Source organism: Chryseobacterium sp. (genome assembly GCF_022869225.1).
GTDB lineage: Bacteria > Bacteroidota > Bacteroidia > Flavobacteriales > Weeksellaceae > Chryseobacterium.
On the sequence record NZ_JALIHL010000001.1, the window covers coordinates 2,222,892 to 2,247,961 of the forward strand.

Here is a 25,070-nt window from a genome sequence, read left to right on the forward strand (position 1 = left end):
CATTGATAAAAACGATATTAATCGTAATCACCATCTTACCATATTAATACCAACTGATGGATGGTTCAAATATCATCAAAACAAAAATATATCTACATATGAAAAAGTTTATTATTTCTATGATGCTGCTAGGCTCAGGCTCGGTTTTTTCCCAGGTTTCAATAGGCACACCGGTACAGGAAAACAGCAAGTGGACTTTCGGAGGAGGCATTGGATTAGGATTTGGGAGTAACAGCTCTTTTAATCTGTCTGCTTCACCAAGAGTGGGTTACAGGCTTACTGATGATCTGGAAGGTGGAGTAATAGGAAGTGTTTCGTGGCAGACTTCGGATTATTATAAATCTACAATGTTTGGAGTAGGGCCTTTTGTCAATTATTATTTCGCCAGATCATTTTATTTGGGAGCCAACTATCAACATTATTTTGTTGACTACAAGGATAAATACTACGATTATAAATACAATACAGAAGAAAATGCATTGTATCTTGGAGGAGGGTATATGCAGAGAATAGGAAACAATTCTTTTATGCAGATCGGGGTAATGTATAATGTGCTTTGGAAAGAACATTCCAGTGTGTTTTCAAGCGGTCTGGTCCCCAATATTGGCTTTGTAGTGGGGCTCTAGCCAAAACCTGTTTAGAAAAACAAAAACACCGGAATTTTCCGGTGTTTTTTTATATAAAGTTAAATGATTTAGGACTGAGAAGACTTTTCAGCGGCTGACTTTTTCGTTTTCTGCGTTTTTCCAACCAATCCGTCCTTCGCGTCATTAAGGTCAAGAACTACGGTTTCTCCTTCGTTCAATTGTTTATTGACAAGCATTTCTGCCAATAAATCTTCAATGTACTTCTGGATCGCTCGTTTCAATGGTCTTGCACCGAAATCCTTATCCCATCCTTTTTCAGAAATAAAGTCTTTGGCTTCTTCAGTCAATTCTACTTTATATCCTAATTTTTCAATTCTGCTATACAATTTGTTCAGTTCTATATCAATAATTTTCTTGATATCATCCTGAACAAGAGAGTTGAAGATCACAATATCATCAATTCTGTTTAGGAATTCAGGAGCAAACGCTTTTTTAAGTGCATTTTCAATGGTGCTTCTGGCTCTGGTATCTGAACTTGTTTTTTTGGCAGAAGTTCCGAATCCTACACCATCTCCAAAATCTTTAAGATCTCTTGTTCCGATGTTGGATGTAAGGATAATAATTGTATTTCTAAAGTCAATCTTTCTGCCTAAACTGTCTGTTACATGTCCTTCATCCAGAATTTGAAGCAGAATGTTGAATACATCCGGGTGAGCTTTTTCAATCTCATCCAAAAGAACCACGGCATAAGGTTTTCTTCTTACCGCTTCAGTCAACTGGCCGCCTTCTTCGTATCCTACGTATCCCGGAGGCGCTCCCACCAATCTTGAAACAGCAAATTTTTCCATGTATTCACTCATGTCAATTCGGATCAAAGATTCGTCTGATTCAAAAAGCTCTCTCGCCATTACTTTGGCAAGCTCAGTTTTACCAACCCCGGTTGTACCCAGGAAGATAAAAGTACCGATAGGGCGGTTAGGATCTTTAAGACCGGCTCTGTTTCTTTGAATAGCCTTCACGACTTTCTTCACAGCATCTTCTTGTCCGATTACTTTTCCGTTCAGCTTTTCATCCATCTGAGCTAATTTATCAAGCTCATTTTTACCTACTTTCGTTACAGGAACACCACTCATCATAGAAACCACTTCAGCTACATTTTCCTCAGTTACGGTTTCTTTTTTCTCTTTTACATCCTTATCCCATTTTTCCTGTGCAGCATTCAGTTCCATCTGAAGACGCTCCTCTTCATCTTTCAGCTTTCTTGCTTCAAGATAATCCTGAGCTTTTACCGCTTTCTGCTTCAGTTCTTTGATATCTTCAATTTTCTTTTCAAAATCAATGATCTCAGTAGGAACTTTCATGTTCTTGATATACACACGTGAGCCGGCTTCATCCATTGCATCAATTGCTTTGTCCGGTAAAAAACGGTCTGTAATATACCTTGATGTCAAATTGACACACGCTGTAATGGCTTCAGGAGTATAAATTACATTGTGATGTTCTTCATATTTATCTTTGATCTGGTTCAAAATCAGGATGGTTTCATCAATAGAAGTAGGTTCCACCATTACTTTTTGGAATCTTCTTTCTAAAGCTCCGTCTTTTTCAATATACTGACGGTATTCATCCAGCGTAGTTGCCCCGATGCATTGAATCTCACCTCTTGCCAGGGCCGGTTTGAACATATTGGATGCATCTAAGCTCCCTGTAGAACTTCCTGCTCCTACAATCGTGTGAAGCTCATCGATAAACAAGATGACATCTCTGTTTTTTTCAAGCTCGGTCATGATGGCCTTCATTCTTTCTTCAAACTGACCACGGTATTTGGTCCCGGCTACTAAACTTGCCAGATCCAGAGTGATCACTCGTTTTCCGTATAGAACCCTTGACACCTTTTTCTGTTGAATTCTTAAAGCTAACCCTTCAGCAATCGCAGATTTACCTACTCCCGGCTCCCCGATAAGAAGCGGATTATTTTTCTTTCTGCGTGACAGGATCTGAGAAACCCTCTCAATTTCCTTTTCACGGCCGATTACTGGGTCTAATTTTCCATCTCTCGCCAAAGAAGTTAAGTCTCTACCAAAGTTATCCAATGTTGGCGTTTTACTTTTTGCAGAACCTAAATTTCCTGTGGGCTTTCTCATTTGCTCAAATTCCTCTCTTTCATCATCGTCGTCATAAGCACTCATCTGTGGTGACTGCCCGGAATTTTTAAGCATAGTCTGGTACTCTCTTGAAACACCCTCATAATCGATGTCATAAGCCCCTAGAATATTTGAAGTAGGATCCTCATATTTATATAGAATGCCTAAAAGCAGGTGAACGGTATTAATTTCATTGCTTTTATATTGTCTGCATTCTAACTCTGCACGTTTAATAGCATGATCTGCCATCTTGGTGAAAGAAATATTGGTAACCTCCTCAGAAATAGGATTAAGACTTACTGTATTTAGAGTTTCAATTTTTCTTCTGATTTGTGTTAAATCCGCATTAAGGTTTTGAAGGATTTCTTTTGCAGAGTTTTCCGTTTTTATAATACCTAAAAGTAGATGTTCTGTATTAAGAAATTCACTTTTCAGCCTTTTAGCTTCGCTTTTGCTTTGTTTGAACACTTGGCTCAAACCTTGTGAAAACTTATAATCCATAATATATCTCATTAGAACAAAAGCAACATTGCTTTTTATTCATTATCTAAATTACAAATATTTTACCAAAAATCAATTAATGACTTTATGGCAGAAAAAATTTTATTATCTTATTGAAAATGATTAAGTTTGTTATCCTTAAAAATCCCCCATGAATCCTGAAATTACCACCTATATTGGATACTCTGCCTCGGTTTTTATCGTATTGAGTTTCATATTGAAAGATGTAAGAAAAATTAGAGTGGTCAATATGATTGGCTGTATTTGTTTTGTCATTTATGGTTTCTTTAGCGGACCGTTATGGCCGGTGATCATTCCGAACGGACTCATTTGCTTTATTCAGATTTATCATTTACTGTTAGGAAAAAAAGCTGATGGAAAAAAAATCATTATATCCGCTTTCAGTAATTTATATACAGATCAGCGTATAGAAAAGATATGCAATACACTGTATGAAAACGGATATCAGATTGATTTGATTGGAAATGACTGGAGCGGGGCGGCAAAAATGGAGCGTCCTTATCCTTTTTCCAGAATTCACCTGGCTTCAAAAAATTTAAAAACTGCTTATTTTGAATTCAACTGGAAACTGTATCATCATTTAAAAAAAAAGGCCGACCGGAATACCATCCTGTATGCAAATGATGTGGATGCGCTAGTGCCAAATTATCTTATTTCCAGAAAATTAAATATTCCGTTGATTTTTGACAGTCATGAGATATTTTCAGAAATGCCTTCGGTTCAGGGCAAAATGTCACAAAAGCTCTGGAGATATGTAGAAAAGACAGTGATTCCTAAGCTGAGATTGATGATCACCGCGAGCAGCAGCTATGCTCAGTGGTTTCACAAAAAATACGGAATAGAACCTATCGTGGTCCAAAATGCACCACGAAGGCTGAACCTTACGGTCAAAATCCCCGAAAACAATCCCAAAATACTTTTATATCAGGGCGCAATAAATCCGTTCCGTGGAATCGATAAAGTGATCCTGGCGATGCACCATCTCGACCATGTGATCTTGAAAATTGCAGGAGACGGGCCGAAGAAAAAGGAATATGAAAACCTTGTTACCCAAGAAAATCTGGAGCATAAGGTTCAGTTTCTTGGAAAATTGATTCCTGAAGATTTAAGGAATATTACAGTGAAGGCAGACTGTGGAATGAGTATTGAAGAGAATGGAGGCGATAGTTATTTCTATTCTCTTCCGAATAAAATTCTCGATGGCATTCAGGCGCGGGTTCCCTTAATCTTATCCGGTTTCCCTGAGATGCTGAAGATTAAAAATCAGTTTGATATAGGAGAAATTATCGAGGATCATCATCCGGAGCATATCGCCGCTGCTATTCAAAAGGTTTTACAAAAAGGGAGAATCAGTTATCAGCATGAACTTGAAAAAGCTGCGGAAGCCCTCTGCTGGGAAAATGAAGAGGTCAAACTGCTTCAGGTCATACAAAAAGCTTGTCAGTAATAATCCTGCAATAGAATTATGGCTGAGATAAAATGTTTATCTTAATATCACTATAAAATGCTTTGAAAGTCTTTGTTGTACTGATATTAATTTTTATTCAGACTGTGGGTTTTGTATCGGGATCTCAATTTTTATTACTAGAAGTCCGTTTATATCCTGTAATGGTTCAATAAAATTGAATAAAAAAAATAAAAGTCTAAAATTAATTATCTTTGCACAAAGAAATTTGATTAAAATGACCATTAAAGAAAAACAGCAGGAAATAATCGATGAATTTGCATTTCTTGACGATTGGGAGCAGAAATATGAGTACATCATTGATCTTGGAAAAGAACTGAAAGGACTTCCTGAAGAAAAGAAGACGGAGGAAAACCTGATTAAAGGCTGCCAAAGCAAAGTTTGGATCGATGCTGAGTTTAAAGATGGAAAGCTTTTCTTTGATGCAGATTCTGACGGGATCTTACCCAAAGGAATTGTTTCTCTTTTAGTAAGCATCTACAGCGGTCATTCTACCCAGGAAATCTTAGACTCAGATTTCGAGTTTATATCAGAAATTGGATTACAGGAGTTTCTTTCTCCTTCCAGAGCCAACGGATTGATGGCGATGACCAAGCAAATCAAATTTTACGCAGTGGCTTATCAACTGAAATCATAGCTGTGACCAGAATTTTAGCATATCGTTTTTCCGCATTTGGGGATGTTGCCATGACGGCACCTGTTTTCAGGGAGTTTTTAGAACAGAATCCTGATGTTGAAATTGTCATGGTTTCCCGAAAGAACTTTGAAGCCTTATTTGAGGGGATTCCCAATGTGATATTTAAAGGGATTGACCTGGATGATTATAAAGGTTTCTTTGGGCTAAAAAGGTTAAGCAATGAATTGATCCGGGAGTTTAATCCTGATTATATTGCTAATCTTCATGATGTGATCAGGACTAAGGTTCTGGACAAAATTTACGTAAGAAAAGGGCTTAAAGTTTTTAAAATAAACAAAGGAAAAGAGGAAAAAGAGCATCTTACCGATGTCTGGAATCTGAATAAAGTTCAGTTGAAAAAAACAGTTGAGCGTTATGCAGATGTTTTCAGGGCAATGGGTTTTAAAGTAGAGCTTTCACAAAAACTAAGGCCTCTTTCCGTGCATAAATCAGGAATTGGTTTTGCACCTTTTGCACAGCATAAAGGAAAAATGCTTCCTTTGGAAAAATCATTCGAATTAGCCCGCATTTTAGCTCAGAAACATACCGTATATTTCTTTGGCGGCGGAAAGAAAGAGACGGAAACCCTTGAAAAATGGGAAAGTCAGATTCCCAATACAAAAAGCCTTTCCGGAAAATTAACCTTGACAGAAGAACTCAATACAATTGCAAAACTGGAATTGATGATCTCTATGGATTCTGCCAATATGCATTTGGCAAGTCTTGTAGGAACAAGATGTATTTCCGTATGGGGAGCAACGCATCCATATGCCGGGTTTTTAGGATTTGGACAGAGCGAAGATGATGTCGTTCAGGTAAAAGACCTTACCTGCAGGCCGTGTTCTGTTTTCGGTGATAAAGAATGCTACAGGGGAGACTGGGCCTGTCTTGAAGAATTTGATATTCAAAAAGTCATTGAAAAAATCTGATGAAATGGAGCTTTCAATCTGTATCCCTGTATTTAATTTTGATGTCCGTGAACTGGTTTTTGATTTAAAAAAAGAAATCGAAGCCTATGATATGGATGTTGAGATTATTCTGATTGATGATGCTTCAGATGACTCTTTTAAACACATTAATACTTCTCTTCACAATGAGGTTCAAAACCTGATTTTCCTCGAGAAAAATATAGGAAGGTCAAAGATCCGTAATCTTTTTTCGAAATATTCGCGTGGAAAATATCTTCTGTTCCTGGATTGTGATGTAAAGATCGACAATGCAGCATTTCTTCAGAATTACTTAGCTGAAATAAAAAAGCAGCCTGATCTGGAATTGATGTACGGGAATTTTAAAATTGCCGGTCAATATTCAACAACGCTCAGGAATAAATATTCTTTGGAAAGAGAGATCTTTTCAGGAGATCATTCCTCCAATTTTTCATTGTTCAAAACCGTGAATTTTGTAATCAAAAAAAATATTTTTGAAAAATTTCCATTCAATGAAGAGCTGGTAGAGTATGGCTATGAAGATTTTGTTTTTTCAAAACTGCTGGAACAAAATAAGATAAAGTTTCTGGCCATCAATAATCCTGTCATCCATTTTGATGATACCAGTAATGAAGTTTTTTTAAAAAAGACAGCCGTAGCGATGAGATCTTTACTAACGCTTTCAGAAAACAGTCAAAACAGGGCTTTCATCAAAGATATTAAGGTGTATAAGGCGGCGGTGAAATTAAAGCAATTAAAGATGGTTTCTGTATTTCTGTTTCTCTATGGAATATTTGAAGACAAAATAAAAAAGAACTTGCTGTCTCAGAACCCCAATATAAAATATTTTGATTTTTATAAACTGGGTCTATTGGTGAGAAAAATGAGATCCTCCAGATCAGACAGCGGAAATTAAAATTTTCAAGCAGGAGGATTGAGATTCCGGAAGATGCTTATATCGTATTCAGATACACTTTTGTGTACCGGGTTTATCTTCTGTATTTTTTGAAATAAAAAAAAATCTCCCAATTTCTTGAGAGATTTCTGTGGGTCCTGAGGGATTCTCCATAATTCTTATTTTCTCTTTATTCATCATCTTTTATAGGGATTTCATTTCATAGGTATGCCTAAAAGTATGCCTTTATGATAAAAACTACTAACATAATAGAGTATTATATATTCTGTTCATAGTCTGACTTATCCCATATTGTATAGTTATGGTTCTTAATTTATAGATACACCAATATTCAATATTTTTAGCTTTGTATTTATTAATAATGGCTCTTTTATTTTTGTGCATTTCTGATTGCCCAAACTTAGTTTCCAGAGCACTTAATATTTTATAGTAGTATTCTATGTCTCTATCTAAGAAAGTCAGAATTACAGTATTTAAAATGTCCCAATAAAATATAAGCTCTGTTCTGTGTGGAGGGAAATTTAAGAACATTTTAGTTTCATTTCCAACCCAAAGATAGCTTATATATAAATCATTTTCTGGGATTCTGTCAGGTAGGGATATTACATCTAACTCCCAATTATCATATTGATAGCCTATTATAAAAGGTATTTTTGGTTTCATAAAGATTGCTGTATTAAAAAACCACTCTACATTGAGTGGTCTTTGTTTTATTATTTCTTAGTTGCATATTAATATTTATGTACTGTTTGATGATAAATATTATGAATGTGATTAAAAAAATATAAACTGAGACTCTAAATGAAGTGTAGTATATTACAAAATCTGTTGTTTCTGTGTTGTAGCTTCCTTCTTTAAAAATCTTGTTTATATCCCCTATAAATAGGTAGTATAAAGGAATTATTGAATTAATTAACATGTATAAAAATGTACCTACAAGCCAATGGTATTTTTTATTCATATTTAATATGCTGTCAATAATATCTTTTGTAATACATGAGAATATTTTTACAACAGAATCAATAAATACATAAAACTCAAATGTTAGTCTAGATTTAAATGACTCTTTCACTTGTTTTTTCTTCTTGGTTTGAATATCCAATAAATAAAGACTACAAATGCAGAGAGTACAGCAAGTAATATAAGAAGTATTAAAATGTGTTGATAATGGAGGGATAAGATTGTTTTCATAATAAAAGATTAAATTTAAAAATTAAACATTGTCATATATGACATTACAAACAGTAAAAATAGAAATTAACTTTGACTTATCATATATGGCAAGTTGGAGAAATCAGAAATTTTAAAGTCAGTAGGAAATAAGATCAAGGAGATAAGACAAAGTAAAGGCTTTTCTCAGGTTGATCTTGTAGGAAAAATGGAAGGTAATATTGATGTAACTAATATTTCAAGAATAGAACAAGGAAGAACTAATCCTACAGTTTATACTCTTTTCAGAATTGCAAATGCTTTGGAAGTTCACCCTAAGGAATTCTTTGATATAGAAATTACAGAAGCTTAAAAAGGCTATCTATATAATATCTTTATATTTTGATCTAAAGGATTTTCCATCCAATATTCCTTGTCTTTTGAATCTACATGTGAGTCTCTAGGGTAAAATGTACTATTGTATTTGTTAGATTGCCATAAAATGAGTTGAAATTTGTAATTGTACTTATAAATGTAATTAGAAAATTTAACTCAAGAATTAGGCTAACTAAGAAAAATACCACCCTAAATTAATAAGGTGGCATTTTATTAGGCATTTTCTAGCTGTAGAGTATCAGCTACAAATTCTTCAAAATCCTCTGAGGAATCTATCTTTATTATCGTCAGCTTACCTACAAAATCACTGGCTTGCAATGTCTCTATAGCTGATAATTCTTTAGATATTGCCATGAAGTTAAATTGTCTTCCATATAAAGGATCTGATTCTATTTCATTAGCCTGAAACAGATATATACTTCCTTCATATATTCCCATTCTTTGAGCTACAGTACCACTAATAACAGTTTTACTAGGGATTTCCCCTGCAATACCTATTAAAATTACTGGCATAAGCCCATTCTTATCCTCATTAGCTTTTTCAGATTTTAGAAGCTCAACCTTAGCTACAAATCCTTTAAATTGTTTTTTCATAATTGATATAATTTTGAGTTAATACTCAAAATATGTTAGAGATGATGAAGAGTTGTGGGGTGGCAGTGAGCTAGAGTAAAAAGATATGAGGTGATTCTAAAGATGCAAAATAAATCAGAATGTTTTTATTCCTGCCCAGAAAATTTATCTGAATAGGTCAAAGGGGGGAGGAGTCTTGAAAATTTAGAAAGGGGGTACTTGATATGAGGGGAACCTATGTGTAAGCAACTCTTCAAAAAAAATTAAAATTAAAAAAAATTAGAGCTAAGATTCCTTCTTGTAGTACTCTAGATAATAATATTTAGCTTTTCTTACTAATATGTCCAGTTTATCTAATGTAGAGTAATAATCTTCTTCATCTTCAAGTATAGAATGTTCAAATGCTAAAAATTCAGCCATATCATCAAATATATGTGTTGTTGGGTGGAAGCTTTCAGATACATTAAATTTAATCTCTATTCCATGAAGAATGTATTCTAATATTATTTTATTTTCCATGGTTCAAATATAAAACATTTGTCATTTATGACATTTTTATTATTTGTATATTTGATTAACTAGTAACAGTATAGAAAACATAAGTATATTTTAAATGGAGAAATATTTTGTATTTTGTGATGAGTCAGGAACTCCTTCTAAAAATGATGGTATAAGTCATTTTATTTATGCATGTGTATTAATTAAAGAGTCTGATTTAGTTCTAGCCAGAGAAGTTAGACACTATATTAGTAAGCAATTTCTAGATGGTAATATTATCAAGGCTACTAATAGGGGAATAAGTAAAAACTTCTCCAAAAGAATTAAAATCTTACAATACTTATGTGAAAATTTGGATTTTAAAATACACTCTCTAATTATTGATAAAAAGACCCTCTTTAGTAAAGAGCTTGATATAAAATCAGTTTTTATTAAGTTCTTTCAAAAGATTCTTTTAAATGATTTAGCTGGAAAAGTTTCATCTTTTCAAGTTTTTATTGATTCTACAGGAAGTGATAATTTTCAAAAGAGTCTAAAAAAATATTTAATTGCAAATATTCCCAAGTTTCAAGCTAATCTTTTTAATCAAGAAAACAGTTATCATCTAAAGAGTGATGAAGAAGAAGAATTAATTCAATTAGCTGATTTAATTTCTAATTCATTGTTGCAAATTTATTCTGAATCAAAAAGAATTTCTAATTGGGAAGAGCTTTTTAATATCTTAGAACCTAAGCTTTTAAAGCCAACAGTTTTTCCATATAATTCAATTCTCAATCAGACAGAAGATGAAGAAAATTTTAGGGTATCAGAATCAATATATAGAAGTGTTTTAGATACAATAGAAAGGTTTAAGGAAGGAAATATTGATAAGGTAAAAAATGTTATAGTTAATCATTTAGTCTATATATCGAGAGTTTTTCCCACTAGATTAGTTGAAACTTATGAGTTAAAGAATGAAATTAAAAGAGTACTAAATCTTGAATTTAGCCCAGAAAATATTAGATTGCAAATAAGAGATTTGAGATATAAAGGAGTTTTAATAATTTCAAAGGCAGGGAAAAGTGGTTACAAAATAGCAGTTAATGAAGAAGATATTAGTTCTTATTTTCAACATTATTTATCATATATAATTCCCATGTTGGAAAAAGCTAATATTGCTGATGAAGCATTAGAAATGAGTCTAGGTAGTTATAATTATAATAAAATAAGTAAGTTTTTGAAAGTGTTGAAAGAGCCTGACAATTAATTATGTATTTAATTTGTTTAGTAACTGTATCTCACTATCTTCATTTGCCTTAGAAGGCATAGGTCTTACTTGGCAAGCATATTTTCTAACATCAGTAAAGTAGTTTAAACTAGAAGCATCTACTCTAATAAATCTTGCTTGTAAAAATCTTACTCCTGAAATTATTTCTATGGGAGTGTTTCCAGAGTTTATTATTTCTACAGAAATACAACCACAATATCCTGGTTGCAATATTGTAGACATAGTTAGGCCCAATCTACTATATGAGCTTCTAAGGGATAACACTGCATAAATATCATTAGGTAATTTAATATATTCTAATGTAGAAAATAAAGTAGGTTGAAAAGGATGTAGTAAAAATTTCTCTCCAATCTTCCTTCTGGTTTGGGTAAAGTTACTTTTAATTGATCTTGTAGATACTTCATTTGATGATGTATTAATTTGTGCAGACCTGCCCTGATGTTGAAATAAGAAATCTGTACCTACTCTTAAATCAATACTTATATCTCCTATTTGATTTTCATCTAAAATAGGGTGTAAAAATAAGTCCTTACTAGAAAGTAAAGATTTTATTTCTTCTTTATGTAAAGTTCCACTAGGCATTATTTACAATATTATTCCAGTTCTTTAATAAGAAATAGCTTGAGATTGATTTTTCAATTAAGTTATTTAGCATTTGATATTTTTGTCTTTCAGGAATTCCAGCATATGCTGGATTTGTTGTATCTTTCCAGATAGACCATCCTGTTTTATAAATATAATGTAGTTGCTTATCATTTTGCAATATTTCTGGAGTGAAATTGTAAAAATTTGATGTAGCAGAGTCTTTTTCTTCAAACCTGATTTTTAATTCTTTACTTTAAGGTAATAAAATTTCATTAAAATCATTTAATACTTCAAGATGTTCTGTATTAAGAAATTTATTAACAACTTTGATTCTTTCTGAAGTTTTAGGATGTGTGTTACTAATTGTATCATGAATCATTCTGTCTTCCAAATATTGATTACTTGCATCACTTATATATTGTGCAGCAAATAAGTCAGCAAAATATTCTTGGAAATGATTAAGCTCTTGTTGTAGTGCAGGTATAAGTGGAGTCTTAGGATATTTCTTTAATAAGAGTCTTTGAGAAAAATTAAACTCAAAATCAATGAAATGACCTAGCTCATGATATAGTGCCACAGTTGAAAGATAATCTCTACTTAATAGTTTAGGAAGAGAGATCTTTATTAATCTATAATTAATTTTAGTAATAGCCTTTGTATCTAAGAAAGAATTAATTTGATTGAAATATTCTCTATTTGGATTAGGTAAATAATAAAAGTCATTATAATCATTAGAAAGGTGAGTTGATAAAATTAAATTATCATCATCTATCCAGTCCTTTAGAGCTAATTCCAAACATGAAACAATCTCAAAGGGAATCACATTTAAAGTGCTACTATCCAAATATTGTAAATCAGATATGATATACTGTAGAATTTGTTTATATATTGGGAGTTCAGGACTTAATATAGAACCAGATTTATTTAGTTCCTTGATAGTATCAAAAATCTCATAAATATTTAGAAAGTGGTTTTCCCTTTTCTTATCAGAATATACATTACTCCTACTGCTAGAAAATTGCTCTTCAATTTGATTAATAAGTAAATTTATTGACATATTTATTAAGCATTTAGAGCAAGTGCAATATTTTCATATGTTTTGTTAGTAATATTATTAGGGCTTTCTTCTTTTAAGATATCTTCATTTTTGACTAAAAATGTTGTGAAATAAAAATGTTTATTATCAATAAGGTGAGCTTCTTTTTTACCCAGAATTACATCTATAGCCTCTAGTATTGCTTGGTCTAATTCATCTTTAACATCTTCATTGTTACCTGCAATTATCTCAGTCAATAAGCTTCTATATATAGAAGTAAATGTTTGATTATTGTCAAGTTTTGTAAGATACATAATGATTATTTTTCACAAATTTATAAAAAAAATGTATACAAAAAGTATTCCCCAAATTCTTGGGGAATAAATTAACTCAAAAACCAATGATAATCTGAATTACCATTAAGTACTTTCTGAATACCCTTGGTGAACTCAAAGGCATTCAAATTCCTGTCAAGGAAAGTATCTATATAACTACTCTTGTTAGCTTGTGTAAAAAGATTATACACATCCCAGAGGTTTATTCTTCCATCATCTTCTCTACAGAAATTCTTACCCTCATAATAATCCTTTGCCATAGTATTGATATGGCTATCATTAAAATTAAGTAGAGGAATATTCTGTTTCTCTGTTTTAGGTAAATGTTGATACAGCCTACTTTTGCCTATAAGCTGGGCAAATTGATGTTCAGATAGATAATCCTGTGTAAGTTCCTTCATCTCCATAAGATATAGCTCTGCATTATAGTTCTGTATAGTTTCTACTGCTTTGCTGTATAAATCATTAGCATTAGAAGTTCTTATATCTTCAAGGAATCCATCTGTAGATACACAAAGGTTACAGCAAACTTTATTTTGAAAACCAATAAAGAACTTGAACTTTTCTAAGGATTTCTTACTGTAGAGATTCTCCTGATTGTATGCTCTTACTCCACCAATAGTTAGAGAAAGTTCATTACCATTCACTATATCAGTAATGGAAGGAACTTTAATAATAAAAGCCATTCTTTCATAATAGATAGTCTTTTCATGCTCTAAAAGCTCTTTTACAGGCTTATGAATGGCTGAAGGAGTTCTGCCTTTAATTTGATGAGATACCCTGATTTCAGGGGCTGTAATGCTGTGGTAAGGGAATGCTTTATTTACAGCATTAATAACACATTCTATAAATTCCTGATGTGCAATAGTTTTCTCATTGTCTCTAGAGAATACAGGAATGATACAATCATTCTGTAAGTGATGTAATGTGGCTTCCAGTGTATTAGCCATAATAAATGGGCTGGGCTGATTATTTCCAGCAGTCATATCACTAGAGTAACTTTCTACCTTGGGATTGGGCATAAAAGAAGCCTGAACTACATTTAAAGATTCAGGCTTATTATCTATTGTACTGGATTCACTTTTGGGCTGATCAGGAATATTCATCCTGCTTGGATAGAATATTTCTGCATCTTCAATCTCTTCATTATCAAGGAAAATGTCATCTAGAGATTTCTTATCTGATAAATTACTCACACTCTTAAGCTGTAAATCAGGAGGGATAGGAGTATTCCTATGATTTATCTCTATTATGTTAGTAGTTTTTGAAATTTCCACATCAAATGCTTCCTCTAAAGAAGCAGGTTTAATTTTATTTTTCATATCCATTTCTACTGAATTGATTATTAGGGTTAGTGGTGTGGATTAATAATGTTTTCCTAGCTTCAAAGTCTGGCTTCAAAGTCTTGTGATAGTGGGGAAACTCTTTATATAAAGTTAAAAGTTCAGCTATAGAATTACAGCCTTGAATAGCTTTATATACCTCTTCTTCTGTAGAGACACTCTGTTGAATTTGGGGAGGAATTTCCATATGAATAGATTTACTTTCAGATTGTATACCTGAATTACACCATTCTAAAATCATCTTTCCTGTTTCAGAAGTAATAAGAAATTCAGGTTTATTCATAAATAATCCTGTCCTGTCTTTACTAGCCTTAGCTAAATGGTTCTCATTCACTAGCTCAAAATTAATAGTCAATTCATACTCAAAGCCATCTCTGGTGATTTCCTTAGTGCCATGCTTTACTACTTGGGTTTTTCCATTACTAGCTACATCTAGAGAATAATCTATCTTTCTTCTTGTAGTGGTTATGACATGGCATGTAGACTGTAATATCTTATTAATAAAAACCTGATGTCTTGGTGTGACATTAGCCCAGTCTTGGAATCTTCCTCCCAACTTTTCATGAATATCAAGACATCCACCTGTACCATTCCACTCATGGGTAATAGAATCTATAATAATTACTTCTATTCCAGAGTTTTCACACAGTTCTATGGCTTGTATGTATCTTTCAGGAGAATAAGGAACCTGTAAATCCAGTACATTGTAATTCCCTAAGTCTGAATATAAGGAAGCAGAGGAATTTTCTGTATCTATAACAGCTATTTTACTCCAATCCTGTGTCATTCCATAGGCTAATAATAAGGCTGATTTAGTTTTTCCAAATCCTGAAGCTCCAGATAATCCTAATCTGAGCTTTACTTGTTGTCTTTGTGATTGTTTTAATTGCATAAGTTTAAGTTTAGTTGTTAGAATTTGGACATAAAAAACACCCAAATATTGGGTGTTCATGATGTATTGAGTAAAAATTTGTAATTACTTATATATATTAGATTACAAAAAGTAACTCATTTTATTAAACTATTCTTTTGTAATTTTTTTGTGTTTCTCCATCTCTGGGTCTATAACTTGCAGTTTCATAAAATGAATCAATAATATAATCATAAAATTTGGGGGCAATATCTTCCAGTTTTATGTTTCTGAAGAAATTAGCACCATTTAATTTTAATGCAGGATTTTTCTCTTTAATCTCTTGAATTAAGTTTAAAAGTTCATTTTCTTCATTTTCAAAGATTTTAGCTTCTTCATAGTTTTTAAAATATGCAGGCTCATTATTTACACTAGCTATCATACTGTTATGTACCTTGTCTATAAAAGTTTTAATCCTTTCAGAGAAATTTCTCCTTTCAGGAGTAGAGTTGTCATTAAAATTTGCATATTCAACAGCAAGATACTTCAAAGGTAATTTTCTAGGGAGTATTCCTGATATTTCAGCTTGTGTTGTCACATACTTATAAATCTCTGTTTTTAATTTTGCTACAGTATTTGAATCATAGCTTAATGGAATAGAGCCAATTATTTTATCTCTCAGCTCTTTATATATAACTGACAAATGTTTATGTGTGTTATTTGAATCCTCATTATATTCCTCATATGCTATTCTCATAACTTCTCTAAATTCTTCTTCATCTAATTCAGGGGCATAATAAAATTCAGCTAACCTTGCATTGTAAAATTGATTAGTAAAGGCAGAGTAAGTCACAAAACTGGATAAGTTCTTACCAAGAAATCCTTCTAATGTTAAAATCATTTCTCCATTTTCCATGATATAATCATAAAGGTCAGGAATGGCTAGGTTAGAATTTCTTAAATAGGGAATCATTAATCTTGTTATTAACTCAGAATACTTATTACTGATAATCTCAAAATGTTCTGAAAATGGGATATATCTAACTAGTGGTGTAGTTACTCCATTTCTATTCCTAGTTCTGTTAGGATCAATAGCTATTTCATTATAAGCTTGTATAAAGTGATTCCTTTGATTTTCAGACATATTTCTTAAAGAACTATAATCCATTAAAATAGGATGTGGTAAAATAATATGTATTTCTCCAATTGTTCTTTGTCTTGCAATAGATTGAATAACAGAATTTATTCCTTCTGTGAAGATTCCATTGTTAGAAAAATAAGGGCCTTTAGATTTAGGAGGAAGAATTATTATGAAAGCATGATTCTCTTTATTTATGCTTACACCAGATTTAAAGTTGGTTCCAATATTACAAAAATTATTATCATATCTATTAGTGGAAATATCTTCATCAGTATTACTCTGGTTATCTTCTAGGTTTGATGTGCAATCTCTTAATGTACCAAATTTTTCAGTAAGTAAGTTTCCAGGTTCAGTATTAGGGTTTAGAAGTTTCTTGCATAGTTTTTTTGAATAACATAAAATATCTATATTCTTATCATCTCTAATTAGTTGTCTGACTAATTGTGAAATAGGAGTGTGGGTTGATGTATTGTATGAGTTTGTGAAATGTAGAAATAACCTGCTTTGTTCTTTTATAACCTTTCTTTCAGATTCCAAGATTTGAATTTTATTATCAGTTAATTTTGATAACATTTTTATTACTGGAATAGATTGTACATTATAGGTAGCACTTAATAAAATGTTTTTTGCTATAACTTTGGAAAAATAATATAAATGAGCCTCTCCAATTTTGCTGAAATTTCTGATAGCCTCATGTATTTCATCATAAATAAATATTACTTTCTTATTATTATCTCCAAATTGCTTTGAAAGTTTCTGCAAATAAGAATTCTTAGCTTCAGATTGTAAAGGAGCATTGTCTCCAGGATTTCCTAATAAAGTATTGACTGTAACTAAATGGATTCTAAAAAGAGGATTTAGATAATCAATTTGATCTTTATTTCTAATGTTTTCATAGGAGTATATTTGTTCTTCTGTGAATCCCAAGTTTAATAAATCCTTTTTATATTGAGAAATTAAGCTCACTAAAGGAACTGCTATGATTATATATGTGTTAGCATTGCTAAGTATATGTTCTTTAACTATTTCTAAAATTGCAGTTGTTTTTCCTTGCCCAACAGCACAATTTATTACAGAGGTATTCCTTACATTTAAATTTAACTTTTCTGAAAGAGAATCTTTAATATATCCATTAGAATTAAGCTCTAGAGGGTCTTCCTTTGTTATTAATTGTTGAGATCTTTCCAAATGTGCATTAGCTTGTTCAGTGTTTCTAAAACCTGCATTATCAATAAAGTTAAGAACTTCAAGATTAAAATAATCTATTGGAAAATCATTAAAATGGCCATTAACATTCATAAATATTAAAATTAACAGTGTTATAAATAATTAATAAATATAACACTGTTATTCAGATTTCACTATAAATTAAGCTTATCTTTTAACCTATTCATCTGTTCACCAACTTTTTCCTTTACAACCTTAGCATAATGTTGTTGAGTAATTCCAATCTCTGAATGACCTAAAAGCTCAGATACTATCTCCATAGGAACATCATTGTAAAGTAGGATAGTGGAAGCAAAGGTTTTCCTTGCTATATGGTGGGTAAGAGTCTTATTGATACCTACAATCTCAGCTATCTCCTTTAGATAAGAATTGAACTTCTGATTAGTAATAACAGGAAGAAGCTGTGTTTCTGTTCTATACTTATCTAAAATACTTTCAGCTTTAGATAACAAAGGGATATCATAATCTCTTTTAGTTTTCTGTCTGTGAATGTGAATCCACTTATTGCTATCATAGCCTGTCTGAATATCACCTGCCCTTAGATTTGCCATCTCTGTATAAGCTAATCCAGTATAACAACAGAAAATGAACATATCTGCTATTTGTTGTAATCTTTCAGAAGCAAACTGGTGTTTCTCCAATGCCTCCAACTCCTGTTTAGATAAGAATACAACTTGCTTCTTAGGTTTCCTGTTCTTGTAGAGTAGGAAAGGGTCTTTAGCTAAATAATCCAGTCCTACAGCTAATTTCACAATCTGCTTAAATCTCTGTATGGTCTTATGAACTGTATTTTGTTTAAACTGTTTTTCAGCCTTGAGATAAAATTCAAATTCAGTAATAAATGCCATTGTCATGTCTTTCAGAAGGTAATCAGATTTTTTGTACTGATGCTTTATGAAAGACTTTACATGAGCTTGTGTCTGATAGAATTTAGCTACAGATACTCTAGTGGTAGAAATGCCTATCAGCTTTTCTTGTTTGGAGATATGTAGATGAAACATTTCATTAATGGACTTGTCCTGCTTGATATTCTCTCCTTTGTACTGTCTATAAATATCATCTACATCAAAGTCCTTTTCCTGAACTTGTAGGAATAAAAAAGCCTGATTAATATCTTGTTTAATCAGGCTTAGTTGAGTGTTGATTTGATTATTTATTTTATTAGGAGGAAATGCCTTTTGCTTTGAAGCATTCCAACTTTCAGGATTAATAAAAACACCTGTTGAAAAAGGTTTTCTTTGACTGTCTAAAGTGATTCTGCATTCAATTGCACAGACACCTTTTGTGTTAATTCTGTTTCTTCTGATTAAAAATAGTATTGAGAGTTTCATAGTGTTAATGAGGGTTTAAGTTGGTAACCTGAGAATTTTTTGGTAACCTAATTGGTAACCTGAGAATAACTTATTAAGATGAAATATTGAGTAAATGAAATAAGATAATTCACAAAAAATAAGGATGAATTTTTGATATGGTAACCTGAGAGAAATTATGGTAACCTGAAAATATGCCTTAAAATTGAAAAATATTGAGATTTAAAAAACTTAGGATTTAAGTAAGAATTGCTGTAAACTCCCATGAATAGGAGGGAAGTGATAAAAATAAAAAAAAATCTCCCAATTTCTTGAGAGATTTCTGTGGGTCCTGAGGGATTCGAACCCCCGACCCTCTGGGTGTAAACCAGATGCTCTGAACCAACTGAGCTAAGAACCCGAATTTTTTTGAAAGGTTTCGTTTCCTTTTCTGTGGGTCCTGAGGGATTCGAACCCCCGACCCTCTGGGTGTAAACCAGATGCTCTGAACCAACTGAGCTAAGAACCCTCTCTACTTGTTTCCTCGTTTAGAGTGGTGCAAATATACAACTTATTCGTGAATCTCCAAATTTTTTTCTAAAAATTCTCCCACAACAAAGTTGCTTCCGCCGATAAAAATCATTTCTTCGTTTGTACACTGCTCTTTTGCAGAGAGATACGCTTCCTGTACGGAATCAAAAATTTTATAGAAAATTTTTGCCTCCTGAAGAAGGTTTTCGTAATCTTCCGGTTGTCTTCCCCTATTGATAGATGGTTTTGCAAAATAAAACTCGGAATTTTCAGGAAGTAAATCCATCACTTCATCTATTTTTTTGTCATTCACAAACCCCAAAATGACATGCTTATGTCTGTTTATAGAGTTCAACTGTGAAAAAACATACTCCAGACCCGCCTGATTGTGTCCTGTATCACAAATGGTAAGCGGGCTTTTTGAAAATTCAAACCAGCGGCCGATAAATCCTGTATTCTGATGAACGTTTAATAAGCCTTTTTCCAGATCTGCATCTGAAATAGGAATCTGCAGTTTTCTTAACTCTTCAACTATTGCTACAACAACGCGGATATTCTTCTGCTGGTAGTTTCCTTTAAGATCGGAAGTCAGGCCGGTAAGAATAGTTGTCGCATCTATAAAGGGAGCTTGTTCTTTAACCGCTTTTTCTCTGATGATGTTTTTTACCACTTCATTCTCATCTCCTGAAATAATAGGCGTATTCCTTTTGATAATGCCTGCTTTTTCGCCTGCAATCTCTTCAATTGTATTTCCTAAAATGTTCTGGTGGTCCAGCTGTACATTGGTGATCGCTGAAACCAGCGGTTGTATAATGTTCGTGGAGTCCAGCCTTCCTCCCAGGCCTACTTCTATAATGGCAAAATCTACCTGCTGCTGGTAAAAATATTCAAAAGCCATAATGGTGGTAAATTCAAAGAAGGACGGACGGATGTCTTCAGGTATTTTTTTAAGCTTCTGAATAAAATCAAAGACAAATTCCTTATTACAGTTTTTTCCGTTGACCTTGATGCGCTCTGTAAAGTCGATCAGGTGCGGTGAATTGTATAAACCTGTTGTATAACCGGCTTCCTGAAGTACCGAAGCCAGCATATTGCTTGAAGAACCCTTTCCGTTGGTTCCTCCCACATGGATGCACCTGATTTTTTCCTGAGGATTTCCAAAAAAAGCACACAGCCTGGTAATATTATCAAGCCCCGGTTTATAAGCTTTCTGGCCATCTATCTGATAGTTGGGCATTTGTACAAAAAGCCAGTCTATAGCTTCCTGGTATTGTTCATTTGTCATGATACAAAATTCTCAAAAGTTTTATTAAAATGAAACAATTTTTTTCAATCTGTAACTTTTTTATATTTAGTTCGTCTAATAGGGAAAAATCTTAATTAACATGAAAAAAGTTTGGATTATCGTTTTTGGATTAGGCTATTTGGGTTTGAACGCCCAAAAGAAATGGTCCTTAAAAGAATGCGTAAGCTATGCAGTGGAGCATAATCTTCAGGTTATCCAAAATCAATATAACAAGCAATCACAGGACGCCAATCTTAAAATTGCCAAAAAAGGGTATCTGCCTTCTGTTTCAGCAAGTTTGGGAAATACGGTCAGCTTTGGACAGACCTCTTTCGGAACCGGAAGTTTAAGGAATGACAGGTTCAGCAACAGTGCTAATCTTGGAGCAGATATCTTGGTGTACAACAACGGCAGACTGGATAAGACCGTCAGAAAAAGCCAGTACGATCTGGAGGCCAGCCTGTATGATGTAGAAACCATCAAAAATGATATTTCATTACAAATCGCACAGCAATATTTAACGACATTGCTGAATAAAGAAATTGTAAAAATTTCTGAGAGTGCTGTATTGAATGCTCAAAAACAATTTGACAGAGCAAAAATAACGACCAATGTAGGAACTACGGCACAAACCGTTCTGGCAGAAGCAGAAGCAGCATTGGCAAGAGAAAAACAAAACTTAAAAACAGCGGAGGTGAATGTAAGGCGAAGCTTGTTTGCTTTGGTTCAGCTTTTACAGTTATCTGAATATAAAGATTTTGATGTTGAAGAGGTTTCTGTTCCCGATCAGTTAGCTCCTGAGCTCAGATCCGTGGATGAAGTTTTATCCATAGCGTATGATTCTCAGCCCCAGATAAAAGCTGCGGAAAAAAGAATATATTCAGCGGAAGCCCAGACAGAGGTTTCAAAAACTGCTTTTTGGCCTACTGTAACAGCAAGTGCCGGAATAGGAACGTTCTATAATAACCTTTTAAATACGGATAATGTAGGAAATGAGCTTATTTATATTAAGGAAAAGGGATTTTTTCAGCAATATAAAGACAACTTTGGACAGCAGGCCAGCCTCTCCGTCAATATTCCTATTTTCAATAAAGGAATAACAAAATTGCAGGTAGAACAGTCTAAAATCAATGAAAGTATTGCCAAGAATACACTGGAACAGCAGAAACAAACTGTAAGACAGAATGTACAGAAAGCACAGTTTGATGCTGATGCCAATTATGAAAACTATCTGGCCGCGGTGGAAGCAGAGAAAAGTTCCAAATTAGCGCTTGATTTTGCGGACAAAAGCTATGCTGCGGGAAGAACAACCATTTATGACGTTAATGTGGCAAGAAATAATTATGCAAATGCACAGGGGTCAGTGGCACAGGCAAAATATAATTATCTTTTCAGCCTTAAACTGTTGAATTTCTATGCAGGAATTCCATTAAGTTTGTAAAATGGCTATTCAATCATTAGAAAAATATTTACCCCAAGACACACTTAAGTATTTAAGGGTATGGTTTTCAGATTACTATATTCATATAAAGGTTACAAGGAACAGGAATTCCAAACTGGGAGATTATAGAAAACTTCCGGATCACTCTCATGAAATCACAGTAAACTCTACGCTTACTCCACAGCTTTTTTTCTTTGTACTGACCCATGAGCTGGCGCATTTAATTGCTTTTGAAAAGTATGGACATAGAATTTCTCCCCATGGTAATGAATGGAAAGAAACATTTAGAAATATGCTTATCGAAAGTCTTGATATTTATGATGATGAACTGAAACCGATCATTATAAAATTTTCAAAATCTCCAAAAGCCAATTTCATGGCGAGCCCTGACCTGGTGAGGTATTTTCATACTGAGAAACAAGATGATAGGCTGCTGTTTATCGAACAGCTGAAAAAAGGAGAATTCTTTATCTATCGCAACGAAAAGTATTTATTAGAAGGTCTGGTTAAAAAAAACTATCTTTGTAAGAACCTGGCTACTGGGAGAAAGTATTCTTTCAAGCCTTTAGCAAGGGTAGAAAAATGTAGCTAAGAATGTTAAAATCAGATAGATACTGTGTTATAATGGCGGGAGGGATCGGTAGCCGGTTCTGGCCGATGAGTACACAGAAATTTCCAAAACAGTTTCAGGATATTTTAGGAGTTGGGCGCACCATGATTCAGCAGACTTATGACAGGATCAGCAAAATAATTCCTAAAGAGCATATATTCGTGATTACGAATAAAGAATATGTAGCGCTTTCCCATCAGCAGCTTCCTGAAATTCCTGAAGAGAACATTGTAGGTGAGCCTTTGATGAAGAATACGGCTGCCTGTAATTTGTATATGGCAAATAAAATTGCTGAAATTAATCCCGATGCTACCATGATTGTTCTTCCGGCAGACCACCTGATTCTGAAGGAAGACGTATTTTTGGAAAAAGTGGAGCTTGCTTTTGAACTGGCTTCAAAACACGATTATCTGGTTACTTTAGGGATTACTCCAACAAGACCTGATACAGGATATGGCTATATCCAGTTTGTAGAAAAAAAGGGTTCGGAATATTTTAAAGTGAAAACCTTTACTGAAAAGCCTATTCTTGAAATAGCCCAAAGCTTTCTGGAAAGTGGGGATTTCCTTTGGAATGCAGGCATATTTATCTGGAACATAAAAAGTATTCATCATGCCTTTGAGCTGTATCTTCCTGAGATGATGCAGCATTTTATGGCCTGTGAGTACAATTCTGAAAAAGAGAACAGCTGTATTGAAACGATTTATCCGAAAGTACAGAAGATCTCTATAGACAACGGGATTTTAGAAAAAGCGAAAAATGTATATGTGATTCCTGCCAATCTGGGCTGGAGTGATCTGGGTACCTGGACATCAGTCTATGAGAATACAGACAAGGACCAAAATGGAAATGCTGTCAAGCTGAAACATTTGCTGACCTACAATTCAAAAGGAAATATTATCCGTTTAAAAAACAACAATAAAGCGGTCATTATTGACGGTCTTGAGAATTATATCGTAGTGGATACCGATAAGGCCCTTCTTATTTGCCCTCGCGATAATGATCAGCTGATCAAAGATTATGTTCTTGATCTGAAGAACTTCAAGAAAGGAGATAAGTTTATGTAAAAAAATAGTATATTCTCTGCTGATTTCTGAATTATGATAAAAGCTGCCGCACGATTTACAATTCTTCTGTTTTTACTGTTGGGAACCTTAGGATATTCTCAAGAGAAGAAAAAATTTTCAAGCATTCCCAATATTTTACAGCAGATTGATCCCGATCCTAAAGTAGACTCATGGGTGCTGGTTTACAACAGTTATGGAAAAGGTGAAGAAATAAAAACGTACGGCGGAGATGTAAGATATACTCCTCAGTTTTCAGGTTTTAATCTTTTCCCCAATGAAGACAGCTTTTATTATATTGCCTATTCTACAGGTGGAAAGATCAGCTATGTAACGAATCTTGAAGAGCTTAAAAAATTTGTGGGGAAAATTGATAATGCCCAGGAAGCAGCAATAATATTGACCGCAGAAGGCTATATGGTAGATGAAGAATTTAAAGATCTTGCCGGAAATTATCATGAAGACCGGGCCAATTACTATTTAGAACTTGGAAAACTGACCTCCAATGAATGCCCTTACCGAAAAACCCACTATACCCTGACTGTCAGTAAGTCTACGGGAGAAATCGTTCAGGTAAAAGACAATGGAACCTATATTGAGCTTTACAATAAAAAATGTACCAATAATCCGCGTCTTTTAAAAATCGAGAAAAAAGAAGAGCCAAAAGATGAGTCAAAAAAGAAAACAGCCCCACGGAGATAAAGTTTACGAAACAGAGCGATTAATAATCCGTCCGATATCTTTGGAGGACAGCGATTTTATTTTTAAGCTTTACAACAGCCCCAAATTTATCCAATACATTGGTGATCGCGGTATAAAAACACCTGCTGATGCAGAAAATTATATAAAAAACAGGTTTCTTCCGCAGTTTGAGCGATCAGGCTTTGGAAATTACCTTGTCGTTACCAAAGAGGGGAATGAAAAAATAGGCGGAGTAGGAATCTTTGAAAGGGAAGGGCTCGATATTGTGGATATTGGGTATTCTTTACTGGAAGAATATGAAGGAAAAGGATATGCTTATGAAGCCGCTCAAAAGGTAAAATCCATTGGGATGGACGAGTTTGGGCTCACAAAAATATCTGCCATTATTTCAAAAGATAATGCCTCTTCCCAGAAATTAATCGAAAAACTAGGTTTAAAGTTTAAAAAACAGGTGACTCTTCCCGGAGAGGACGAAGAATTAAACTATTACGAAACCGAATAAAATAAATTCC

The 25,070-nt window shown here is 33.5% G+C and carries 24 protein-coding genes and 2 tRNA genes; 12 read left to right on the forward strand and 14 right to left on the reverse strand.

All coding sequences use genetic code 11. The features are described from left to right. The first annotated feature begins 98 nt into the window (after positions 1–98). Positions 99–626 (forward strand): hypothetical protein, encoded by a 528-nt coding sequence (locus MUW56_RS10375; protein WP_292013124.1) that lies wholly within the window; start codon positions 99–101, stop codon positions 624–626. Between the two features lie 68 nt (positions 627–694). Here MUW56_RS10375 and MUW56_RS10380 read toward each other — a convergent pair whose 3' ends face one another. Then, a complete protein-coding gene (locus MUW56_RS10380; protein WP_292013125.1) occupies positions 695–3,232 on the reverse strand; it encodes an ATP-dependent Clp protease ATP-binding subunit in 2,538 nt (845 codons plus the stop codon). 151 nt (positions 3,233–3,383) lie between these two features. Between MUW56_RS10380 and MUW56_RS10385 the strand changes: the two genes are divergently transcribed. The 4 genes from MUW56_RS10385 (at position 3,384) to MUW56_RS10400 (ending at position 7,236) form a co-directional block, all read left to right on the forward strand. Next, on the forward strand, positions 3,384–4,700 hold the full coding sequence (locus MUW56_RS10385) for a glycosyltransferase family 4 protein (RefSeq protein ID WP_292013126.1): 1,317 nt from the start codon (positions 3,384–3,386) through the stop codon (positions 4,698–4,700). Positions 4,701–4,935: 235 nt separating this feature from the next. After that, on the forward strand, positions 4,936–5,355 hold the full coding sequence (locus MUW56_RS10390; RefSeq protein WP_292013127.1) for a SufE family protein: 420 nt from the start codon (positions 4,936–4,938) through the stop codon (positions 5,353–5,355). Between the two features lie 2 nt (positions 5,356–5,357). After that, positions 5,358–6,323 (forward strand): glycosyltransferase family 9 protein, encoded by a 966-nt coding sequence (locus tag MUW56_RS10395; RefSeq protein ID WP_292013128.1) that lies wholly within the window; start codon positions 5,358–5,360, stop codon positions 6,321–6,323. A gap of 4 nt (positions 6,324–6,327) precedes the next feature. Continuing rightward, a complete protein-coding gene (locus tag MUW56_RS10400; RefSeq protein ID WP_292013129.1) occupies positions 6,328–7,236 on the forward strand; it encodes a glycosyltransferase family 2 protein in 909 nt (302 codons plus the stop codon). A gap of 240 nt (positions 7,237–7,476) precedes the next feature. Here MUW56_RS10400 and MUW56_RS10405 read toward each other — a convergent pair whose 3' ends face one another. Then, positions 7,477–7,899, reverse strand: a complete 423-nt coding sequence (locus tag MUW56_RS10405) for a hypothetical protein (protein WP_292013130.1) — start codon at positions 7,897–7,899, stop codon at positions 7,477–7,479. A 622-nt stretch (positions 7,900–8,521) separates the two neighbouring features. Between MUW56_RS10405 and MUW56_RS10410 the strand changes: the two genes are divergently transcribed. Then, a complete protein-coding gene (locus tag MUW56_RS10410; RefSeq protein ID WP_292013131.1) occupies positions 8,522–8,758 on the forward strand; it encodes a helix-turn-helix transcriptional regulator in 237 nt (78 codons plus the stop codon). A gap of 236 nt (positions 8,759–8,994) precedes the next feature. Here the strand turns inward: MUW56_RS10410 and MUW56_RS10415 are convergent, their stop codons facing one another. Together MUW56_RS10415 and MUW56_RS10420 are read right to left on the reverse strand one after the other, a co-directional pair. Continuing rightward, positions 8,995–9,375, reverse strand: coding sequence for a hypothetical protein (locus tag MUW56_RS10415; protein WP_292013132.1), 381 nt, complete (start codon positions 9,373–9,375; stop codon positions 8,995–8,997). Between the two features lie 264 nt (positions 9,376–9,639). Continuing rightward, complete coding sequence (locus tag MUW56_RS10420; RefSeq protein ID WP_292013133.1) at positions 9,640–9,873, reverse strand: hypothetical protein; 234 nt, start codon at positions 9,871–9,873, stop codon at positions 9,640–9,642. A gap of 94 nt (positions 9,874–9,967) precedes the next feature. Between MUW56_RS10420 and MUW56_RS10425 the strand changes: the two genes are divergently transcribed. Then, positions 9,968–11,098: a DUF3800 domain-containing protein gene (locus MUW56_RS10425; protein WP_292013134.1), complete on the forward strand. Its 1,131-nt coding sequence runs from the start codon at positions 9,968–9,970 to the stop codon at positions 11,096–11,098. Here MUW56_RS10425 and dcd read toward each other — a convergent pair whose 3' ends face one another. The 10 genes from dcd to MUW56_RS10475 form a co-directional block, all read right to left on the reverse strand. Next, positions 11,099–11,701: a dCTP deaminase gene (gene dcd, locus MUW56_RS10430; protein ID WP_292013135.1), complete on the reverse strand. Its 603-nt coding sequence runs from the start codon at positions 11,699–11,701 to the stop codon at positions 11,099–11,101. 256 nt (positions 11,702–11,957) lie between these two features. Continuing rightward, on the reverse strand, positions 11,958–12,761 hold the full coding sequence (locus tag MUW56_RS10435) for a hypothetical protein (RefSeq protein WP_292013136.1): 804 nt from the start codon (positions 12,759–12,761) through the stop codon (positions 11,958–11,960). 5 nt (positions 12,762–12,766) lie between these two features. Next, positions 12,767–13,054 carry a hypothetical protein gene (locus MUW56_RS10440; protein WP_292013137.1) on the reverse strand — a complete coding sequence of 96 codons (288 nt, stop codon included), beginning with the start codon at positions 13,052–13,054 and terminating at the stop codon, positions 12,767–12,769. 71 nt (positions 13,055–13,125) lie between these two features. Next, positions 13,126–14,403, reverse strand: a complete 1,278-nt coding sequence (locus MUW56_RS10445) for a DUF3871 family protein (RefSeq protein WP_367118507.1) — start codon at positions 14,401–14,403, stop codon at positions 13,126–13,128. Continuing rightward, complete coding sequence (locus MUW56_RS10450; protein WP_292013139.1) at positions 14,387–15,310, reverse strand: AAA family ATPase; 924 nt, start codon at positions 15,308–15,310, stop codon at positions 14,387–14,389. Before MUW56_RS10450 ends, MUW56_RS10445 begins: the two co-directional genes overlap by 17 nt. A 124-nt stretch (positions 15,311–15,434) precedes the next feature. After that, positions 15,435–17,708, reverse strand: a complete 2,274-nt coding sequence (locus MUW56_RS10455; RefSeq protein WP_292013140.1) for a DEAD/DEAH box helicase family protein — start codon at positions 17,706–17,708, stop codon at positions 15,435–15,437. A gap of 62 nt (positions 17,709–17,770) precedes the next feature. Further along, the gene (locus tag MUW56_RS10460; protein ID WP_367118508.1) at positions 17,771–18,967 is read right to left on the reverse strand and encodes a site-specific integrase; all 1,197 of its coding nucleotides are present in this window, start codon (positions 18,965–18,967) and stop codon (positions 17,771–17,773) included. 304 nt (positions 18,968–19,271) lie between these two features. Further along, a tRNA-Val gene (locus MUW56_RS10465) sits at positions 19,272–19,346 on the reverse strand. A gap of 33 nt (positions 19,347–19,379) precedes the next feature. Beyond that, a tRNA-Val gene (locus MUW56_RS10470) sits at positions 19,380–19,454 on the reverse strand. A 42-nt stretch (positions 19,455–19,496) separates the two neighbouring features. Next, positions 19,497–20,741: a folylpolyglutamate synthase/dihydrofolate synthase family protein gene (locus tag MUW56_RS10475; RefSeq protein ID WP_292013141.1), complete on the reverse strand. Its 1,245-nt coding sequence runs from the start codon at positions 20,739–20,741 to the stop codon at positions 19,497–19,499. Between the two features lie 100 nt (positions 20,742–20,841). Here MUW56_RS10475 and MUW56_RS10480 point away from each other — a divergent pair, with 100 nt between their 5' ends. From MUW56_RS10480 to MUW56_RS10500, 5 genes are read left to right on the forward strand one after another with little or no spacing between them, the layout of a single operon-like run. Then, entirely contained in the window at positions 20,842–22,182 is a 1,341-nt protein-coding gene (locus MUW56_RS10480) for a TolC family protein (protein WP_292013142.1), read from the forward strand. Between the two features lies 1 nt (position 22,183). Next, complete coding sequence (locus MUW56_RS10485) at positions 22,184–22,774, forward strand: SprT-like domain-containing protein (protein ID WP_292013143.1); 591 nt, start codon at positions 22,184–22,186, stop codon at positions 22,772–22,774. A 2-nt stretch (positions 22,775–22,776) separates the two neighbouring features. Then, positions 22,777–23,859: a mannose-1-phosphate guanylyltransferase gene (locus tag MUW56_RS10490; protein WP_292013144.1), complete on the forward strand. Its 1,083-nt coding sequence runs from the start codon at positions 22,777–22,779 to the stop codon at positions 23,857–23,859. Between the two features lie 33 nt (positions 23,860–23,892). Beyond that, positions 23,893–24,558 (forward strand): hypothetical protein, encoded by a 666-nt coding sequence (locus tag MUW56_RS10495; RefSeq protein WP_292013145.1) that lies wholly within the window; start codon positions 23,893–23,895, stop codon positions 24,556–24,558. Next, a complete protein-coding gene (locus MUW56_RS10500; protein WP_292013146.1) occupies positions 24,524–25,060 on the forward strand; it encodes a GNAT family N-acetyltransferase in 537 nt (178 codons plus the stop codon). The genes MUW56_RS10495 and MUW56_RS10500 overlap by 35 nt, the downstream gene beginning before the upstream one ends. The last annotated feature ends 10 nt before the right edge of the window (positions 25,061–25,070 follow it).

Bases quoted from the DNA above. Each gene is read 5' to 3' on its own strand.
- MUW56_RS10445 (WP_367118507.1), bottom strand. From the start codon at position 14,403: ATGGATATGAAAAATAAAATTAAACCTGCTTCTTTAGAGGAAGCATTT.
- MUW56_RS10500 (WP_292013146.1), top strand. From the start codon at position 24,524: ATGAGTCAAAAAAGAAAACAGCCCCACGGAGATAAAGTTTACGAAACA.
- MUW56_RS10380 (WP_292013125.1), bottom strand. From the start codon at position 3,232: ATGGATTATAAGTTTTCACAAGGTTTGAGCCAAGTGTTCAAACAAAGC.
- MUW56_RS10405 (WP_292013130.1), bottom strand. From the start codon at position 7,899: ATGAAACCAAAAATACCTTTTATAATAGGCTATCAATATGATAATTGG.
- MUW56_RS10415 (WP_292013132.1), bottom strand. From the start codon at position 9,375: ATGAAAAAACAATTTAAAGGATTTGTAGCTAAGGTTGAGCTTCTAAAA.
- MUW56_RS10490 (WP_292013144.1), top strand. From the start codon at position 22,777: ATGTTAAAATCAGATAGATACTGTGTTATAATGGCGGGAGGGATCGGT.
- MUW56_RS10450 (WP_292013139.1), bottom strand. From the start codon at position 15,310: ATGCAATTAAAACAATCACAAAGACAACAAGTAAAGCTCAGATTAGGA.
- MUW56_RS10435 (WP_292013136.1), bottom strand. From the start codon at position 12,761: ATGTCAATAAATTTACTTATTAATCAAATTGAAGAGCAATTTTCTAGC.
- MUW56_RS10455 (WP_292013140.1), bottom strand. From the start codon at position 17,708: ATGAATGTTAATGGCCATTTTAATGATTTTCCAATAGATTATTTTAAT.
- MUW56_RS10475 (WP_292013141.1), bottom strand. From the start codon at position 20,741: ATGACAAATGAACAATACCAGGAAGCTATAGACTGGCTTTTTGTACAA.
- MUW56_RS10460 (WP_367118508.1), bottom strand. From the start codon at position 18,967: ATGAAACTCTCAATACTATTTTTAATCAGAAGAAACAGAATTAACACA.
- MUW56_RS10390 (WP_292013127.1), top strand. From the start codon at position 4,936: ATGACCATTAAAGAAAAACAGCAGGAAATAATCGATGAATTTGCATTT.
- MUW56_RS10485 (WP_292013143.1), top strand. From the start codon at position 22,184: ATGGCTATTCAATCATTAGAAAAATATTTACCCCAAGACACACTTAAG.
- dcd (WP_292013135.1), bottom strand. From the start codon at position 11,701: ATGCCTAGTGGAACTTTACATAAAGAAGAAATAAAATCTTTACTTTCT.
- MUW56_RS10375 (WP_292013124.1), top strand. From the start codon at position 99: ATGAAAAAGTTTATTATTTCTATGATGCTGCTAGGCTCAGGCTCGGTT.
- MUW56_RS10425 (WP_292013134.1), top strand. From the start codon at position 9,968: ATGGAGAAATATTTTGTATTTTGTGATGAGTCAGGAACTCCTTCTAAA.
- MUW56_RS10480 (WP_292013142.1), top strand. From the start codon at position 20,842: ATGAAAAAAGTTTGGATTATCGTTTTTGGATTAGGCTATTTGGGTTTG.
- MUW56_RS10440 (WP_292013137.1), bottom strand. From the start codon at position 13,054: ATGTATCTTACAAAACTTGACAATAATCAAACATTTACTTCTATATAT.
- MUW56_RS10385 (WP_292013126.1), top strand. From the start codon at position 3,384: ATGAATCCTGAAATTACCACCTATATTGGATACTCTGCCTCGGTTTTT.
- MUW56_RS10400 (WP_292013129.1), top strand. From the start codon at position 6,328: ATGGAGCTTTCAATCTGTATCCCTGTATTTAATTTTGATGTCCGTGAA.
- MUW56_RS10495 (WP_292013145.1), top strand. From the start codon at position 23,893: ATGATAAAAGCTGCCGCACGATTTACAATTCTTCTGTTTTTACTGTTG.
- MUW56_RS10420 (WP_292013133.1), bottom strand. From the start codon at position 9,873: ATGGAAAATAAAATAATATTAGAATACATTCTTCATGGAATAGAGATT.